Annotated in this window: 13 protein-coding genes and 1 tRNA gene; 10 read left to right on the plus strand and 4 right to left on the minus strand. The window is 71.6% G+C overall.

The window, feature by feature from the left end:
* Positions 1–348 precede the first annotated feature (348 nt).
* The 3 genes from BLU42_RS16785 to BLU42_RS16795 all read right to left on the minus strand — a co-directional run bounded on the left by BLU42_RS16785 (position 349) and on the right by BLU42_RS16795 (position 3,575).
* Entirely contained in the window at positions 349–2,979 is a 2,631-nt protein-coding gene (locus BLU42_RS16785; protein ID WP_157720054.1) for a DEAD/DEAH box helicase, read from the minus strand.
* A 123-nt stretch (positions 2,980–3,102) separates the two neighbouring features.
* Positions 3,103–3,336 (minus strand): helix-turn-helix domain-containing protein, encoded by a 234-nt coding sequence (locus BLU42_RS16790; RefSeq protein ID WP_157720055.1) that lies wholly within the window; start codon positions 3,334–3,336, stop codon positions 3,103–3,105.
* Positions 3,337–3,492: 156 nt separating this feature from the next.
* Positions 3,493–3,575, minus strand: a tRNA-Leu gene (locus tag BLU42_RS16795).
* A 165-nt stretch (positions 3,576–3,740) separates the two neighbouring features.
* Here BLU42_RS16795 and BLU42_RS16800 point away from each other — a divergent pair.
* The 7 genes from BLU42_RS16800 (at position 3,741) to BLU42_RS16830 (ending at position 12,228) form a co-directional block, all read left to right on the plus strand.
* Positions 3,741–4,541, plus strand: a complete 801-nt coding sequence (locus BLU42_RS16800; RefSeq protein ID WP_091076990.1) for an FhaA domain-containing protein — start codon at positions 3,741–3,743, stop codon at positions 4,539–4,541.
* Positions 4,542–4,551: 10 nt separating this feature from the next.
* Complete coding sequence (locus BLU42_RS16805) at positions 4,552–5,025, plus strand: FHA domain-containing protein FhaB/FipA (protein WP_091076993.1); 474 nt, start codon at positions 4,552–4,554, stop codon at positions 5,023–5,025.
* Complete coding sequence (locus tag BLU42_RS16810) at positions 5,025–6,473, plus strand: PP2C family protein-serine/threonine phosphatase (RefSeq protein ID WP_091076996.1); 1,449 nt, start codon at positions 5,025–5,027, stop codon at positions 6,471–6,473. The genes BLU42_RS16805 and BLU42_RS16810 overlap by 1 nt, the downstream gene beginning before the upstream one ends.
* Positions 6,473–7,858 carry an FtsW/RodA/SpoVE family cell cycle protein gene (locus BLU42_RS16815; protein WP_091077000.1) on the plus strand — a complete coding sequence of 462 codons (1,386 nt, stop codon included), beginning with the start codon at positions 6,473–6,475 and terminating at the stop codon, positions 7,856–7,858. The genes BLU42_RS16810 and BLU42_RS16815 overlap by 1 nt, the downstream gene beginning before the upstream one ends.
* A 10-nt stretch (positions 7,859–7,868) precedes the next feature.
* Positions 7,869–9,311 (plus strand): peptidoglycan D,D-transpeptidase FtsI family protein, encoded by a 1,443-nt coding sequence (locus BLU42_RS16820; protein ID WP_091077005.1) that lies wholly within the window; start codon positions 7,869–7,871, stop codon positions 9,309–9,311.
* 106 nt (positions 9,312–9,417) lie between these two features.
* Entirely contained in the window at positions 9,418–11,376 is a 1,959-nt protein-coding gene (gene pknB, locus BLU42_RS16825; protein ID WP_091077009.1) for a Stk1 family PASTA domain-containing Ser/Thr kinase, read from the plus strand.
* Positions 11,377–11,439: 63 nt separating this feature from the next.
* On the plus strand, positions 11,440–12,228 hold the full coding sequence (locus BLU42_RS16830; RefSeq protein WP_197680489.1) for an alpha-ketoglutarate-dependent dioxygenase AlkB: 789 nt from the start codon (positions 11,440–11,442) through the stop codon (positions 12,226–12,228).
* Between the two features lie 48 nt (positions 12,229–12,276).
* Here BLU42_RS16830 and BLU42_RS16835 read toward each other — a convergent pair whose 3' ends face one another.
* Positions 12,277–12,981, minus strand: a complete 705-nt coding sequence (locus BLU42_RS16835; RefSeq protein WP_091077012.1) for an RNA polymerase sigma factor — start codon at positions 12,979–12,981, stop codon at positions 12,277–12,279.
* A 211-nt stretch (positions 12,982–13,192) separates the two neighbouring features.
* On the opposite strand from BLU42_RS16835, the gene BLU42_RS16840 reads away from it, so the two are divergent.
* The 3 genes from BLU42_RS16840 to BLU42_RS16850 all read left to right on the plus strand — a co-directional run bounded on the left by BLU42_RS16840 (position 13,193) and on the right by BLU42_RS16850 (position 15,469).
* Positions 13,193–13,708: a DUF3592 domain-containing protein gene (locus BLU42_RS16840; RefSeq protein WP_091077015.1), complete on the plus strand. Its 516-nt coding sequence runs from the start codon at positions 13,193–13,195 to the stop codon at positions 13,706–13,708.
* A 98-nt stretch (positions 13,709–13,806) separates the two neighbouring features.
* On the plus strand, positions 13,807–14,679 hold the full coding sequence (locus tag BLU42_RS16845) for an ABC transporter permease (RefSeq protein WP_091077019.1): 873 nt from the start codon (positions 13,807–13,809) through the stop codon (positions 14,677–14,679).
* A 4-nt stretch (positions 14,680–14,683) separates the two neighbouring features.
* Positions 14,684–15,469 carry an ABC transporter ATP-binding protein gene (locus tag BLU42_RS16850; protein WP_091077023.1) on the plus strand — a complete coding sequence of 262 codons (786 nt, stop codon included), beginning with the start codon at positions 14,684–14,686 and terminating at the stop codon, positions 15,467–15,469.
* The last annotated feature ends 85 nt before the right edge of the window (positions 15,470–15,554 follow it).

The following is a 15,554-nucleotide window of genomic DNA, read 5'->3' on the forward strand; positions in this document are numbered from 1 at the left end:
CGAGGCGCCAAAGCCAACCAACGTCCACGAACGCGGCTACCCCTCGGGTACGGTCCCCACCAGCCAGATCCAGGTACCCAAGGATGCGCTACGCCCACACCCCCAATCGCCAGGACCTGCGGATCAGGGTCCGAGCGGGCAGACGCAAGAGCCCACTAAGGACTAGCCACGCCGCGAGCAGCGCCGGGCAAACTTGCCCACCACTTAGCCGCGATACGGCCGAAGTGCTATCAGCTACGCGTCAAGACGTCCGCGCAGATTGGCCTGCTGAGGGCGACGGAGATCCACCGTTCCGACATCGCCCAGAAGACGGGTCGATAGCGCGCCGCTTCCTCTTGGCGCGTTGCATCATCGGCCGCGAATGGGGTCGCGGGTCAGACGCTCCCGAACCTGGGTGGGCAGGACCCGGTGCTGCCAAAGAACCTCCGAGACCGCTTGGCGCCAGTCCTCCCCTGTAGCGCCGGGGGCTATCCCTCGGAGTTCCTTCCAGGCGCGATCGGCATCGTGGGCGATGTCAAGAACGAGCTTAGGCGAGCCGAGGTGGACGTGTGATGCGGCGATTGGCACGGCATCGGGGTCGACGATGCTACGAGGGGTGACGATCACGCTGACGCTGCCCTCGGGGGGAGCGTCCATCCCCGTGTCAGCGGCCAGTGAGGCGAGCTGGGTGTTGGTCTGGCGGACGTATCCCATGCTGAGCAGGCCTTCCTCGTCCTGCTCGCTCTTCGCCTCGACGCTGATCCAGAGCGGCTCCCAGAGCCAGGCCGCGTCGGCCCTGCCCTGACCCGCCGGCTTGAACGAGTTCGCCCCCAGCAATTTGCCGAGCGTGACAAGGGCGGCCTCGTACGGGGTGGCGTTGTTCTGCGCCAGCCCGGCAAGCATCGCCGCGGCGTCACGGCTGAACTTGGCGGCACTGCGTAGTGGACCGGCGAGCAGGGCGACAACTCGGTCGACGGCCTCCTCGTCGGCCGGTTCGACGTCGATGCGGGCCGCGGGCAACGGCTGGACCTCCTTGAGCCATGTCGTGCCCGTTGACGCTTTGTGCGCTGTGCGAAGTAGCTCGGTAGAGCGCTGGACCTTCACCGAGTCGCCGTCGGCCGCGGCTAGCGCCGACCACGCGCTTCCCAGGTAAGCCCACAGCGCTCGGTAGGATCGAAGTGTTGACCCGGTTAGGTTCTCCATGACTTCGACGGCCGCCCGCGCCGCGGCCTCCCAGTCCTGCTGCCACGCCAAAGCCCAGGCCCGGATCTCGCGTGGAGCGCTGTCGGCCAGCTCGCCGACGTGGGCCGAGGGGGACCGGACTGCGTCGCGGCGGCGTGCGGCGAGCTCGGGCTCTGCGTCTTCTTGCCAAACGTTGTCTTGGGTCAAGGCGCTCTCGCCGAGCAACACGAGGTTCTCACCGGCGGTTTGGCTGACCTCGAGCCCGAAAGACACCTCGGCCTGCAGCTCGACAGGCAGCGCCGACCTAACTTCCCCGCGGGACAGAAACCGCAGCAGGTCTTCTCCGACTACGACCACTACCGCCCAGTCCTTGGGCCCTCGGGTGCACCTTCCGGCGCCCTGGATCACGCGGGTCCGGATGCGTTCATGGAGCACTTCGCCAGCCCGGAGCTTCGTCTCGAGGAACCGGTCCTGCAGATGAGACGCCGTCGGCAGCCCCGCCATGAGCATCATTCGGCAACTTTCGTCGGCTAAGTCCATGCCGTCGTAGCGGTTCGCGGCCAGGAGCGTTCCGGTCGGCGCCGTCAGGAACGGCTGCAGCCCGCGCTCATCCTTCGCTGTGTAGCGCTGCTCTGCCGGTACATCAAGGTCGTCGGCGAAAGCCGAGGCACTCCGGTCGTCCGGTGTGAGGATCAGCCGGCGCTGGGCGAGGTCGAGCAGCTGCCGCAACGTCGTCTGGTGCACCGTCACGTCGTCGGTCTCGCCGCCGCCCGCCCCGACGGGGATGACAGCGGGTGTGGCGAGTTCGGGGAATGCGAAGAAGCGGCGACCGCTGCCGGTGCGGTCCCATGCGGGAGGCACGGGCACCCGGCTGATCGGGCTGCGGCCGAAAGACCGCTCTAGCTCTCCGGCCTCACCGAGCGTCGCCGACAGGTAGATCCGTTGCTCCGGGTTGGTGTAGGGCTCGTGCTGGAACGTCGGCGGGATCATGGGCCGGATATAGAAGCCGGAGCGGGCGACGTAGAAAAGACATGAGGCGAGGTTGGCGCGGAGCACCCGAAAACGCCACGCCTCGTTTCCCTGAAGCGTGGCGAGAACCGCGTCCACCTCGCCGACGCGCCGGGCCACGGCCGCGACGGGCAGCAGCCGTACCTCGCTGCTGTCGGCGGCGACATTGTCGGGCGCGACCATGCGGGTGATGAACTGCGGGTCGACGTCGTCACCGAGCGCGTCGAACAGCTGGGTGTAGACGTCTCGGCCCCGCTCTACTGACAGCGCCCAGGCTTCCGCGACATAACCCTCAGCCGCGTGGGCGTCGTCGAACAACAACGTCTGTGCATCGCCGAGATGAGAGTTGAAGTTGAAGATCGAGCTGTAGGTCGTGACGGCCACGGCCTCCCCGCGGGTGTACCGAGCGAGATCGGCTCGGTCCCACTCGTGGTGACTGCCGACGAGCAGGACCACGGAGATCCCTTGCTGGTGGGCCTTGTTGAGAACCTGCCGTGCGAGCTGCTTGGTCGGGCACGCGTACACCACGCGGTGCGACAACGCTCGTCTGCGCCACTCCGCGAGTAGGAGCCCGACCAGCGTCTTTCCCGACCCGGTCGGTAGCTCCAGAGCGACGTCCAGGTCATCCCGATGCTTCTCGCTGTACGTGCGGAGCTGGTCAGCCTGATGCGACCAAAGTGCCCCAACGCCTTGAGGAGTGCGCGGCAACTCTCCGAACAGGCTCTCCGGGTCGGCCGCCGTTACCACCGGCTCCTGTCGGGTGCGGAACCGCGGACGCGGCCGCTGACTGGGCTGAGGGTCGGACGTCACGGCGGCTCCTATCGACGATGACAACAGTGTTCGAGGTCGCTCGTGGCCTCAGGACGGGCTGAGGGAGCTGTGAAGATGTGCGCTGGTGCGACAGTGCGGCGCGACTTCTGCAGAGGGGATCGGCTAGTCGACGAGCTGCCCGACGCTGACGTTGAGGGCTGCGGCGAGGCGGCGGAGTTTGAGCACGCCGACCTCCTTGACACCGAGCTCGATGTTGGAAAGCGCCACTCGGCTGAGGCCAGTCCGATCGCTCAACTCAGCCTGCGTCATGGAGCTGGCATAGCGAGCACGGCGCACCCGGTTGCCCAGCTCTACAAGTTCAGGGCGCAGTACACGCTTCACCTGAGGGTCGGTCACCGGCAGTACCTCCCGGGAAGACATTGAGTATGCGAACGCTTCTGCCCGCAATCCTCATGCTCGCTAAACCCACTGACAGAACCGTCTATCTGGCCTAGTCAGAACCCACTTCGAGTTTGTGAACCGTGAGGCCCTCAAACCGTGAACCACTCATCGTGCGCGAGGGGGGACTTGAACCCCCACACCCTTTCGGGCACTGGCACCTGAAGCCAGCGCGTCTGCCATTCCGCCACTCGCGCTCGGTCAGCCCGGTGTCGCCACCTGCCTGACCAGCCGGAGAAGATTAGCACGGCGGGAGCGGCCGACCACGCGCGAAAGCGTCACGCGGACGCTCCCCGCGGAGCCGGGATGCGGGGTCCGGCCCGAGCCGCACCGTAGGGTGGTCGCCGATGGAGAGGAGGGACATGGGGATCTTCCAGCGCTTCGAGAAGAGCGTCGAGGGTGCCGTGAACGGTGTGTTCGCGCGCGCGTTCAAGGGCGACGTGCAGCCCGTCGAGATCGCCGCGCGCCTCCAGCGCGAGCTCGACGCCGAGGCCAAGCTCATGTCCCGCGACAAGCGGCTCGTGCCCAACGACTTCACCGTCGAGCTCTCCCCCCACGACCACGACAAGCTCGCGCCGTACGCCTCGACGCTCACCCGCGAGCTCGCCGACGAGCTGCGCTCCCACGCGGGCGACCGCGGCTACGTCTTCAGCGGCCCGATCCGCATCGACCTGGCGCTCGACGAGCGGCTGCCCACCGGGCGGTTCACGGTGTCCTCCGAGGCCGTCGCCGGCGTCGAGGTGCCCGAGGCCCCGGCCCGTACGCCGCAGCCCGAGCCGCGCCCCTCGGTGAGCGCGGACGACCGCGAGGACCGCGACGACCGGCGTGGCCGCACGGTGCCGCCCGCCGGCCGGACCGGACGGGGCACGACGACCCTCGTGCTCGAGGTGAACGGCATGCGGCACCCGCTGCAGGCCCCGGGCCTGGTCATCGGGCGCGGCACCGACGCCGACCTGCGGATCAACGACCCGGGCATCTCGCGGCGCCACGCCGAGATCCGGGTCGACGCCGAGGGCCCCGGCAGCCTCGACATCGTCGACCTCGGCTCGACCAACGGCATCACCGTCGACGGGCACAAGGTCCGTCACGCGACGCTCCGCGAGGGCTCCCGGATCGAGATCGGCACCACGCGGATGCTCGTCCACGACCCCTCCGCCCGCTGAGGCGAGACCCGTGTCGGAGATCGCCGTCACCGTCGTCAAGGTGCTGTTCCTGGCCCTGCTCTGGCTCTTCATCCTCTCCGCCGTCTCGGTCGTGCGCAGCGACCTCTTCGGGCGGACCGTGGCGAGCGACGACGGGCCGCAGGCCCTCGAGGTGCCCCGTCCCCCCGCTCGCAAGGTGCGCCGGCAGCGCGGCGCTCCCCGGGCGCTGACCATCACGCAGGGTCCCCAGACCGGTGACTCCGGCGTCTTCGTCGACCACGTGATCCTCGTCGGACGCGGGGCGGACTGCCAGCTGGTGCTCGACGACGACTACGTCTCCACCCGCCACGCCCGCGTGGTCGACGGCCCCGACGGGCTCTACGTCGAGGACCTCGGCTCCACCAACGGGACCTACGTCAACAACCAGCGCATCACCAGCCCCACGACGATCGGCTTCGCCGACGTCGTCCGCATCGGTCGAACGATCCTGCGGCTGGAGCCCTGATGTCCCTCGTCCTGCGGGTGGTGAGCCACTCCGAGATCGGCCTGGTGCGCAAGAACAACCAGGACTCGGGGTACGCCAGCCCCCACCTGCTCGTCGTCGCCGACGGGATGGGCGGCGCGGCCGCCGGTGACCTCGCCTCGGCGGTGGCCGTCGACACCCTGATGCGGGTCGACGAGTCCGCGCAGGGCCCGGCGATGCTCGAGGTGATGTCCAGTGCGGTCGAGGACGCCAACGACCGGATCGCCGACCTCATCGCCGACGACGTCGCCCTCGACGGCATGGGGACCACGGTCACCGCGGCGATGTTCGACGGGGCCGGGCTGGGCCTGGTCCACATCGGCGACAGCCGGGCGTACCTGCTGCGTGACGGCACGCTCCGCCGCCTGACCCACGACCACAGCTGGGTGCAGTCCCTGGTCGACGAGGGGCGGATCAGCGAGGCCGAGGCCTCCGTCCACCCGCACCGTTCGCTGCTGCTGCGCGTCCTCAACGGCCAGCCCGGCGCCGACGCCGAGCTCGCGCTGCTCGACGTGGCCGCCGGCGACCGGTTGATGTTCTGCAGCGACGGGCTCTGCGGCCTGGTCGACGACCCGGAGATCGCCGAGCTCCTCGGGCTGCCCGACCGCGACGAGGCGCTGGCGGCGCTCGTCGCCGCCGCGCGGGCCGAGGGCGGCGTCGACAACATCACCGTCCTCGTCGCCGACGTCGTCGAGACCGCGACCGGACTGGTCGGCGAGCCCGCTGACGCGGCCGAGACCCCCGCGAACACCACCTCCTCGACCGTGCTCGGCGCCGCCGCCGAACGGTCGGTCCCGCCGGCCCGCGGGACGCAGCAGCACGAGGACATCGCGATCACCCGGACGGGCGCACCGGGCGCCCCGGCCCCCGAGGCGGAGTCGACGGACACAGAGGACGAGGAGGACGGGGAGGACGAGTCGGCCGGGGCCGTGCCGCCCGCCGGGCCCGGTCCGCGCGCCGACGAGTCCCGCTACGACCCCGTGCCGCCGACGCGCCGACGCTGGGCGCGCCCGGTCGTGACGGCGGTGCTCGTGCTGGTCGTCGTGGCCGCCGGGCTCGGGGCGGCGTACGCGTGGACGCGCAGCCAGTACTACGTGGGCACCGCGGGCACGCAGGTCGCCATCTTCCGCGGGGTGTCCGACGGGCTTCCCGGCCTGCCGCTGTCCGAGCTCTACGAGGTCCAGGACCTCGACGTCTCGACGCTGCCCGCCTACTACCAGGAGCGGGTCCGCAGCTCCATCGACGTGCCGAGCCTCGCCGCCGCGCGGGAGACGGTGACCGAGCTGCGCGACGCGGCCACGCGCTGCAGCACGAGCACGCCGCCGGCGTCCGCCAGCCCCTCGCCGAGCGCGAGCGTCGTGCCGAGCCCGAGCGGCAGCGCCGTCTCCGCCGCCCCGAGCGCCTCCGCCGGCACGGGACCGACCTGCTGATGCCGGCCACCACGACCGGTCCCGAGCGACCGCTGACCGTCGTGCCCCGCCGCCGGCGGGGCATCGAGCTCGTGCTGCTCGCCTTCGCGCTGGCGCTGGGCCTCGGCGCGTACGCGCAGGTCGACCTGAACGTCATGGGCGCGCTCGGGCCGGGTTTCGGGACGGTGGCGCTCGGCTGCACGGTCGCCGTGCTGCTCGTGCACCTCGCGGTCCGGTGGCGCCTGCCCTACGCCGACCCGCTGCTGCTGCCCTGCGTGGTGGTGCTGAACGGGCTCGGGCTGGCGATGATCCACCGGATCGACCTCATCAACGACCCCGTCGCGCACGGCGCCCGCCAGCAGCTGATCTGGACCGGGCTCGGGGTCGCGATCTTCATCGGGGTCGCGGTACTCCTGCGCGACCACCGCCGGCTGCAGCGCTACCCGTACACGATCGGCCTGGTCGGCGTCGCGCTCCTGCTGCTCCCGCTCGTGCCGGGCATCGGCACGGCGAAGTTCGGGGCGCAGATCTGGATCCAGGTCGGGCCCTACAGCTTCCAGCCGGCCGAGGCCGCCAAGGTGCTGCTCGCGATCGCCTTCGCGTCGTACCTGGTCGAGAAGCGCGACGTCCTCGCGCTTGCCGGCTACCGCGTCCTCGGGCTCGACCTGCCGCGCGCCCGCGACCTCGGGCCGATCCTCTCGGTCTGGCTGCTCAGCCTGGCCATCCTGGTCCTGCAGCGCGACCTCGGAACCTCTCTGCTCTTCTTCGGGTTGTTCGTGATGATGCTCTACGTCGCGACCGAGCGCGCCGGCTGGCCGGTGCTGGGGGTGCTCCTCTTCGCGGCCGGCGCGTGGTTCGGCTACCTGAACTTCGGCCACGTCCGCGTCCGGGTCGGCGCGTGGCTGCACCCGTTCACCGACTTCGACGCCTACTACCAGGTGATCAGCGCGCAGTTCGGGCTCGCGTACGGCGGCCTGCTCGGCACCGGCCTCGGGCTCGGGCGGCCGGGTCTGACCCCGCTGGCCAGGAGCGACTTCATCGCCGCGGCGATCGGCGAAGAGCTGGGCATGGCGGGCCTGATGGCGCTGATCATGGTCTACGGGCTGTTCGTCGCCCGCGGCCTGCGGACCGCGCTGCAGTGCCGCGAACCCTTCGGCAAGCTGCTCGCGGCCGGCCTGGCCTTCGCCTTCGCGCTGCAGGTCTTCGCCATCATCGGTGGGGTCACGCGGCTGCTGCCGCTGACCGGTCTGACCACGCCCTTCATGTCCCAGGGCGGCTCGTCGATGATCTGCAACTGGATCATCGTCGGCCTGCTGATGGTCATCTCCCACCAGGTGCGGCGCCCGGTCGCGACCGCGGCGAGCCGGCCCGACCTCGAGACGACCCAGGTGGTGCGGGTCGCGTGAGGGTTCCGTCATGAATGGACCGATCAGGCGCGTGGCGGTCGTGGCGATGCTGATGTTCGCCCTGCTGCTGGCCAACGGGACCTACATCGTGCTGTTCCGTCAGGGGCCGCTCGACGCCATGCCCCAGAACCGCCGGGTCCGCGACGCCGAGTTCGCGCAGAACCGCGGCTCGATCCTCGCCGCCGGCAAGCTGGAGATCGCCGCGACGGTGCCGTCGAAGGACCGCTTCGACTACCAGCGCAGCTATCCCGCGGGCAGCCTGTACGCGCCCGTCACCGGCTACTTCTCCTACGACCACGGCAGCACGGGCCTGGAGAACACCTACAACACCCAGCTCGCGGGGACCGCGGACTCGCTGTTCGTGCGCCGGATGATCGACCTGGCGACGAACCGGACCCCGCAGGGCGCGAGCGTGCAGACGACGATCGTTCCCAAGGTCCAGGAGGCCGCAGCCACCGCGCTCGGAGGCCAGAAGGGCGCGGTCGTGGCCCTGAACCCCAAGACCGGAGCCGTGCTCGCCCTCGTGACGAGCCCGGGCTTCGACCCCAACTCCCTCGCCAGCCACGACGTCGACAAGGCCGACCGCGCGTACGACGAGCTGGCGGGCGAGAGCACGCAGCCGCTCAGCAACCGGGCGGCCCGCGAGATCTACCCGCCCGGCTCGACCTTCAAGCTCGTCACCGCGGCGGCCGCGCTGGCCGACGGCAAGTCGCCCGACTCCAAGGTCAAGGCGCCGAACCGGCTCCGGCTGCCCGGCACCAGCACCTACCTGCCCAACTCCACCAACTGCGGCGGCACGACGGTGACGATCGAGCAGGCGCTGAAGGTGTCGTGCAACACCGCGTTCGCCAACCTCGGCCTCGAGGTCGGCGAGGACAAGCTGCGCGAGCAGGCGCAGCTCTTCGGCTTCGACGCCCGCCACCTCACCGACCTCGGCGGCGTGGCCAGCCAGTTCCCCGACAGCCTCGACGACGCCCAGCTCGCGCTGAGCTCGATCGGCCAGTACGACGTGGCCGCGAGCCCGCTGCAGATGGCCATGGTCTCCTCGGCCATCGCCAACGACGGCGTGCTCATGGACCCCTACGTCGTCAGCTCGGTCCAGGCCCCCGACCTCACCCCGATCGAGACGCGCAAGCCGCGGGTTCTCTCGACGGCGATGACGCCCGGCAACGCCGAGGCGCTGCAGCAGATGATGGGCGTCGTCGTCAGCCAGGGCACCGGCTCCAACGCGAAGATCTCCGGCGTCGAGGTCGGCGGCAAGACCGGCACCGCGCAGTCCGACCCGAAGCGCAAGCCCTTCGCCTGGTTCACCTCGTTCGCCCCGCTCGACGACCCGCAGATCGCGGTCGCGGTGGTCGTCGAGGACGCGGACATCCCGCGCAACGACATCGCGGGCGGCCGCCTGGCCGCCCCCATCGCCCGGGCCGTGATGCAGGCGGGCCTGTCACGATGAGGGTCCGGGGGGCGCGAGGGGTCCTGGCGCCACCGCGTCCGGACCGGTGGCAGGGCACGGGAGAGACAGCGAGGTCCGGGACCGGGCCGCAGGAGGGGACGAGGCGATGACGGAGACCGTCGGAGGCCGCTACGAGCTGGGCGACCCGCTCGGGCGCGGCGGCATGGCGGAGGTCCGCCGCGCCGTCGACCTGCGCCTCGGCCGCTCGGTCGCGGTGAAGCAGCTGCGGCCGGACCTCGCGACCGACCCCACCTTCCAGGCCCGGTTCCGCCGCGAGGCGCAGAGCGCCGCCGGGCTCAACCACCCGACGATCGTCGCGGTCTACGACACCGGCGAGGAGCCGGACCCGCGCACCGGCGTCTCCATCCCGTACATCGTCATGGAGCTGGTGGAGGGGCCGACGCTGCGTGACGTCCTCCGCGACGGCCGCAAGATCCTCCCCGAGCGGGCCCTCGAGCTGACGGCGGGCGTCCTCGACGCCCTCGGCTACAGCCACCGCGCCGGGATCATCCACCGCGACATCAAGCCGGCCAACGTCATGCTGACGACCAACGGCACGGTCAAGGTGATGGACTTCGGCATCGCCCGTGCGATCGCCGACACCAGCGCGACGATGACCCAAACCGCGGCCGTGATCGGCACCGCTCAGTACCTCTCCCCCGAGCAGGCCCGCGGCGAGACCGTCGACGCCCGCAGCGACCTCTACTCCACCGGCTGCCTGCTCTACGAGCTGCTGACCGGCCGGCCGCCCTTCATCGGCGACTCCCCGGTGAGCGTGGCCTACCAGCACGTGCGCGAGGCACCCGTGCCCCCGAGCCAGATCGACCCCGAGATCAGCCCCGAGATCGACGCCGTCGTGCTCAAGTCGCTGGCCAAGGACGCCGGCGACCGCTACCAGTCGGCCCGGGAGATGAAGGCCGACATCAACCGGGTCCTCGCGGGACAGCAGACGACCGCCGTGGTCCCCCGGGTCGCCCCGGTCCCCGTGGCCGCCGACACCCCGACCCGCGTCGTCCCCCCGGCGCCCGCCGCCGTGGCGGTGACGACGGTCGAGGATGACGAGCCGGAGGAGGAGCCCAAGAGGCGGACCGGAATGGTCGTGCTGCTGAGCCTGCTCGCCCTCGCGCTCGTGGCCGGCGGGATCTTCGCGGTCTACCGCCTCACGAACCCGACCGTGCAGGACGTCGCCGTGCCCGACGTGCGGACCTTCACCGAGTCGCAGGCCAGGGACCTGGTCCAGGGGGCAGGGCTGCGGCTCAGCGTCGAGCACACGAACGGCGACGCCGACACCCAGGGGACGGTCGTCGCCCAGGACCCCGCGGGCAAGACGCAGGCGCCCTCGGGCAGCACGGTCACCGTGACGATCAACGACGGCCCGGAGTCCGCCGAGATCCCGTCGGGCCTGGTCGGCGAGGACGTCGACGACGTCAAGGAGAAGCTCGACGACGCAGGCTTCACCAACGTCGACACCACGGCCGCCTCGAGCGAGGACACGAGCGCCAAGGAGGGCGAGGTGCTCAGCGTCTCGCCCGAGCAGGGCACCAGCATCCCGCTCGGCCAGCAGGTCACCGTGACGTACGCGACCGGCAAGTCGACCGTGCCCAACGTCATCGGCTCGTCGCGCTCCGGGGCCGAGACGCAGCTGCGCGAGGCCGGCTTCACCAAGTTCAGCGTCTCGAGCCAGGTGAGCAGCCAGCCCGAGGGCACGGTCATCTCCCAGAGCCCCGACGGCGGCAGCGTGAGCTCCCGCGGCACGACCATCAAGCTCGTGCTCGCGGCCCCCGCTCCCTCCAGCCCGCCGCCGACCACCTCCTCGCCGACCGAGTCGCCCACGCCGTCCGCCACGCCCACCGACGACGGTGGTGGCGACGGCGGCGGCGATGACGGCGGCGGCGACGGGAACGGCGGCGGCGACGGTGGGGGCAACGGGAACGGCGGCGGGAACGGCAACGGCGGCGGGAACGGCAACGGCGGGGGTCAGGGCAACGGCGCGCCCGCCAACGCCGGTCCGGGCAACGGCGGACCCGCCGGTGGACCGCGCGGCCCCGCTGCCGACGAGGGCTAGCGGATCCGTACCCCGCCCCTGCTCGAATCGAACGGGTCGTCGAATCGGTGCTAGCCTCGGTGCATGTACGCGGAGGCCTCGCTCTTCGACGCCGGGCTCGACGAGCCCGGGGCTGGTGACGGCGCGCCCGGTGGGGTCGCGGTCGACCCCGCCATCGCCGGCCTGGTCCGTCACCGCCTCGCCCGTGGGGCGTGGCTCGACCTGCTGCCCGGCTGGGCGACGGGTGGCGACCTGCTCGAGCGGCTCCTGGAGGACGTGCCCTGGCGGGCCGAGCGGCGGCCCATGTACGACCGCGTCGTGGACGTGCCCCGCCTGCTGTGCCACTACGGCGAGGGCGAGCAGCTGCCGCACCCGGCGCTGGAGGCCGTCCGCGACGCGCTGAACGCCCGTTACGCGCCGGAGCTCGGCGAGCCGCTGGTGAGCGCGGGGCTCTGCCTCTACCGCGACGGCGCCGACTCGGTCGCGTGGCACGGCGACACCATCGGCCGGGGTCGCACCACGGACACGGCGGTCGCCATCGTGTCGCTCGGCTCGGCCCGGGAGTTCCTGCTCCGGCCGCGCGGCGGCGGTGCGGTGGCCCGCGCGATCGCCGGGGCGGACCTCGCCCAGGGCCGGCCCGGCACCCGACCCCGCGCCGACGACGCGGCGACCGGTGGCTCCCCCGCCCACCCCGGGGCCCAGCCGACGCGCGGCGTGACCGGCGCGGGCACGATCCGGCACACGCTCCACCACGGCGACCTCGTCGTCATGGGCGGCTCCTGCCAGCGGACCTGGGAGCACGCCGTCCCCAAGACCACCCGGCCGGTCGGTCCGCGCGTCAGCATCCAGTTCCGGACCCGCGGCGTCAGCTAGCCCCGCCGCTCGCGACCTCCCACCGCGACCTCCCACCGCACGGCCCGCTCAGCGCGCGTCGGCCAGCAGCGCGGGGTGGCGCGCCAGCACCCGCACCGCCCGCGAGCACCGGCTGCGGACCGCACCCGGTGAGAGCCCGTGGAGGCGGGCGGCCGCGGCGCCGCTGAGCCCCTCGGCGTACACGCTGTGCAGCAGCTCGCGCGTCCCCGGGTCGACCAGGTGGTGCTCGCGGGCGACCCGCAGCACGGCGTCGGCCGACGGACCACCCGGGCCCGGGGGCTCCGAGCCGACGAGGTGGCCCGGGCCCCGCTCGGCGGCGACGACCACGAGGTCGGGCGGCACGGCCACGTCGCATCCGGGCCGACGGTCGCGGTGCACGGCCTTGAGGGTGTCGAGCACGAGGTTGGCCGCCACCGAGGTGCGACGACGCCCCACCGGGTAGGCCACGACCTCGCACCACAAGGCCGTCACGTAGTCGTCCACCTCGGCGGCCCGGTCGAGCCCGGCCATCCGCACCAGCTTGGGCAGGAACGCCTGGAGCACCACCCGGGCGGCGAGCCCGTCGCCCGCCACCGCCTCCTCGAGCAGGGCGAGCAGCACCGCGTCGGGGTCCTCGGGGACGCGAGCGAGGACGTCGCCCGGCCGCGAGCACCCGGCCAACGCCTCGACCCGGGCGGACCAGCGACGGCAGGCCGACCTCGCCCCCTCGTCGTCCTCGAGCTCCCGCCACTCCCGGTCGAGCCGCTGCAGCACCGCCGACCGCGCCTCCGGCCCACCGTGTCCTCGACCCGCCCCGACCGCCACCGTCTGCTCCCCTGCTCGGACCACGCTCTCCCCGTCGAGCGCCACTCTGCTCCGAGGGTGTTGTCCGAGGTGTTGTCCGACCCGGGCACGTTGTCGTCCGTCTCGAAACGGGTCGGTCCTGCTTGGCTCGCGCACAGGTCCGCGCCGATATCGTCTCCTCGTGAGCCGGCAGCGCTTCCCCACCACGGTCGGTGTCCTGGCCGCGGTCTACCTGGTGGCGATGGCCGCCGTGTTCGGCCTGCTGTCGATGCAGAACGCGCAGTTCGTGCGCACCGCCGCCCGGACGGAGGGCACCGTGGTCGCGCTGGTGGCCCGGGCCCCGCTCGGCGGCACCCGCGACTCCCGCGCCGAGGCCCGCTCGCCCAGCCTCGCCCCCAAGGTGAGCTACGTCGTCGAGGGGCGCACGTACGACTACGTCGCGGCGCACGGGCGGGACCGTCAGCGGCTGCAGGTCGGTGACACGGTCACCGTGCTCTCCGCACCGGGCGACCCGTCCACGGCGCGGCTCGGCGGCGAGGGGCGGGACTCCGGGCCGCTGCTGAGCGTCGCGTTCGCGCTGGCCGCCGTCGTGCTCGTCGGCGTCCTCGTCCGGCTGCGCAGGCGTCGCACGCCCGTCCGCGGCGGCCCCGACGCGCCGCGCGAGAGGCGAGGAGTGGCCGCAGCCGTGGCAGACTGACCCTCGCCCTCGGGCGGTGCGGACGCACTCGTCCGCGGGCCCGTTGCGGGCGACACCGGAGCGGTCCCGCTGGACGGCGAGCACCCGAGGAGGCTGGCATGACGGCGCCCGTGCGCGAGAGCACCGACTTCGAGCCGGTCTACCACCACTACGGCCCCCACCGGGCCGGTCTGCCGCCGCTCGTGCCCTACTTCCGCGAGCTGTGGCACCGGCGCGGCTTCGCCTCGGAGATGAGCCGCGCCACCATGCGCGGGGAGAAGACGTCCACCTTCTTCGGGCAGGCGTGGCTGGTCATCAACCCGCTGCTGCTGGCCGGCGTCTACTACCTGCTCATCACGATCCTGCGCGGCGGCCACGACCCGAAGGCGTTCGTCCACCTCACGCTGGCGCTCTTCGCCTTCCAGCTGGTGTCGAGCTCGATCAACAGCGGCACCAAGTCGGTCGTCTCCTCGGGCAAGCTGCTGATCAACACGGCGTTCCCGCGCCTGCTCATCCCGCTCTCGGCCGTCCGGACCGCGTTCTTCCGCTTCCTGCCGACCGTGCCGGTCTACTTCGTCTTCCACCTCATCTTCCTGACCGACGTGTGGTCGCCGACGATGCTGCTGTCGCTCTACTTCCTCGGCACGATCGTGCTCTTCGGCGCCGGCCTGGCCGCCTTCTTCGCCACGGTGCAGGTCTACTTCCGCGACACCTCGAGCTTCCTGCCCTACTTCATCCGGATCTGGATGTACCTCTCGCCGGTGCTGTGGCTGCCGGAGAACGTGGCGCACTTCAACAAGACCCTGCTGACGATCATCCAGCTCAACCCGATGTACTCCATGGTCGGCGGCTACACCGAGGCCCTCCAGGAGCAGAAGGTGCCCGACCCCGCGCTCTTCCTGAGCTCGGGGATCTGGGCCCTGGTCGCCGCGGCCGTCGGGTTCCTCTTCTTCATCTCGCGGGAGCGTGATTTTGCTGTCCGTCTCACCTGAGGTCGTGGCCGAGAGCGACCGGTCCCCGTACGCCGTGCGGGTCGAGGACCTCTCGATCACCTACCGCACCACGTTCGAGAAGAAGCCCACGCTCAAGCAGGCGATCACCCGGCTCGGGCGCGGCCAGCGCGCCGTCAAGGAGATCCAGGCGCTGACCGACGTCTCCTTCGACGTCAAGGTCGGCACGGCGATGGGCATCATCGGCTCCAACGGCGCCGGCAAGTCCACCCTGATGCGGGCGATGGCGGGCATCCTGCCGCCGACCACCGGCAAGGTCGAGGTCTGGGGCAAGGCGAGCACGCTGCTCGCGCTCGGCGTCGGCTTCAACAAGTCGCTCTCCGGCCGGGAGAACATCATCCTCGGCGGGCTCGCCGCGGGGCTCTCCCGCAAGGAGGTCGAGGAGCGCGCCGACGAGGTCGCGGAGTGGACCGAGCTCGGGGACTTCATCGACATGCCGATGAACACCTACAGCTCCGGCATGGGCGCCCGCGTCGGCTTCTCCGTCGCCGTGCACATGAAGCCCGACATCCTCATGATCGACGAGGCCCTCTCGACCGGTGACGCCCACTTCCGCGAGAAGGCCAGCGTCAAGATGGCCGAGCTCCGGGAGAGCGCGCGGGCGATGTTCCTCATCAGCCACGGCCTCAGCAGCATCTCCGAGATGTGCAACGAGTGCATCTGGCTCGACAAGGGCCGCCTGATGATGCGCGGGGCCCCGGACGAGGTCATCGACGCCTACATGCGGCACGTGAAGGTCAAGAAGTCCGCGACCGCGCTCGAGGAGATGTAGGAAGAACCGAGCTCTGCCCTCTGTCCTCGCTCCGCTCGGACGCGCCTTGCGCTCCGGTCCTCCGCCTTCCTCCCTCCCGGCGACG

This window comes from Microlunatus sagamiharensis (assembly GCF_900105785.1).
Taxonomy (GTDB): domain Bacteria; phylum Actinomycetota; class Actinomycetes; order Propionibacteriales; family Propionibacteriaceae; genus Microlunatus; species Microlunatus sagamiharensis.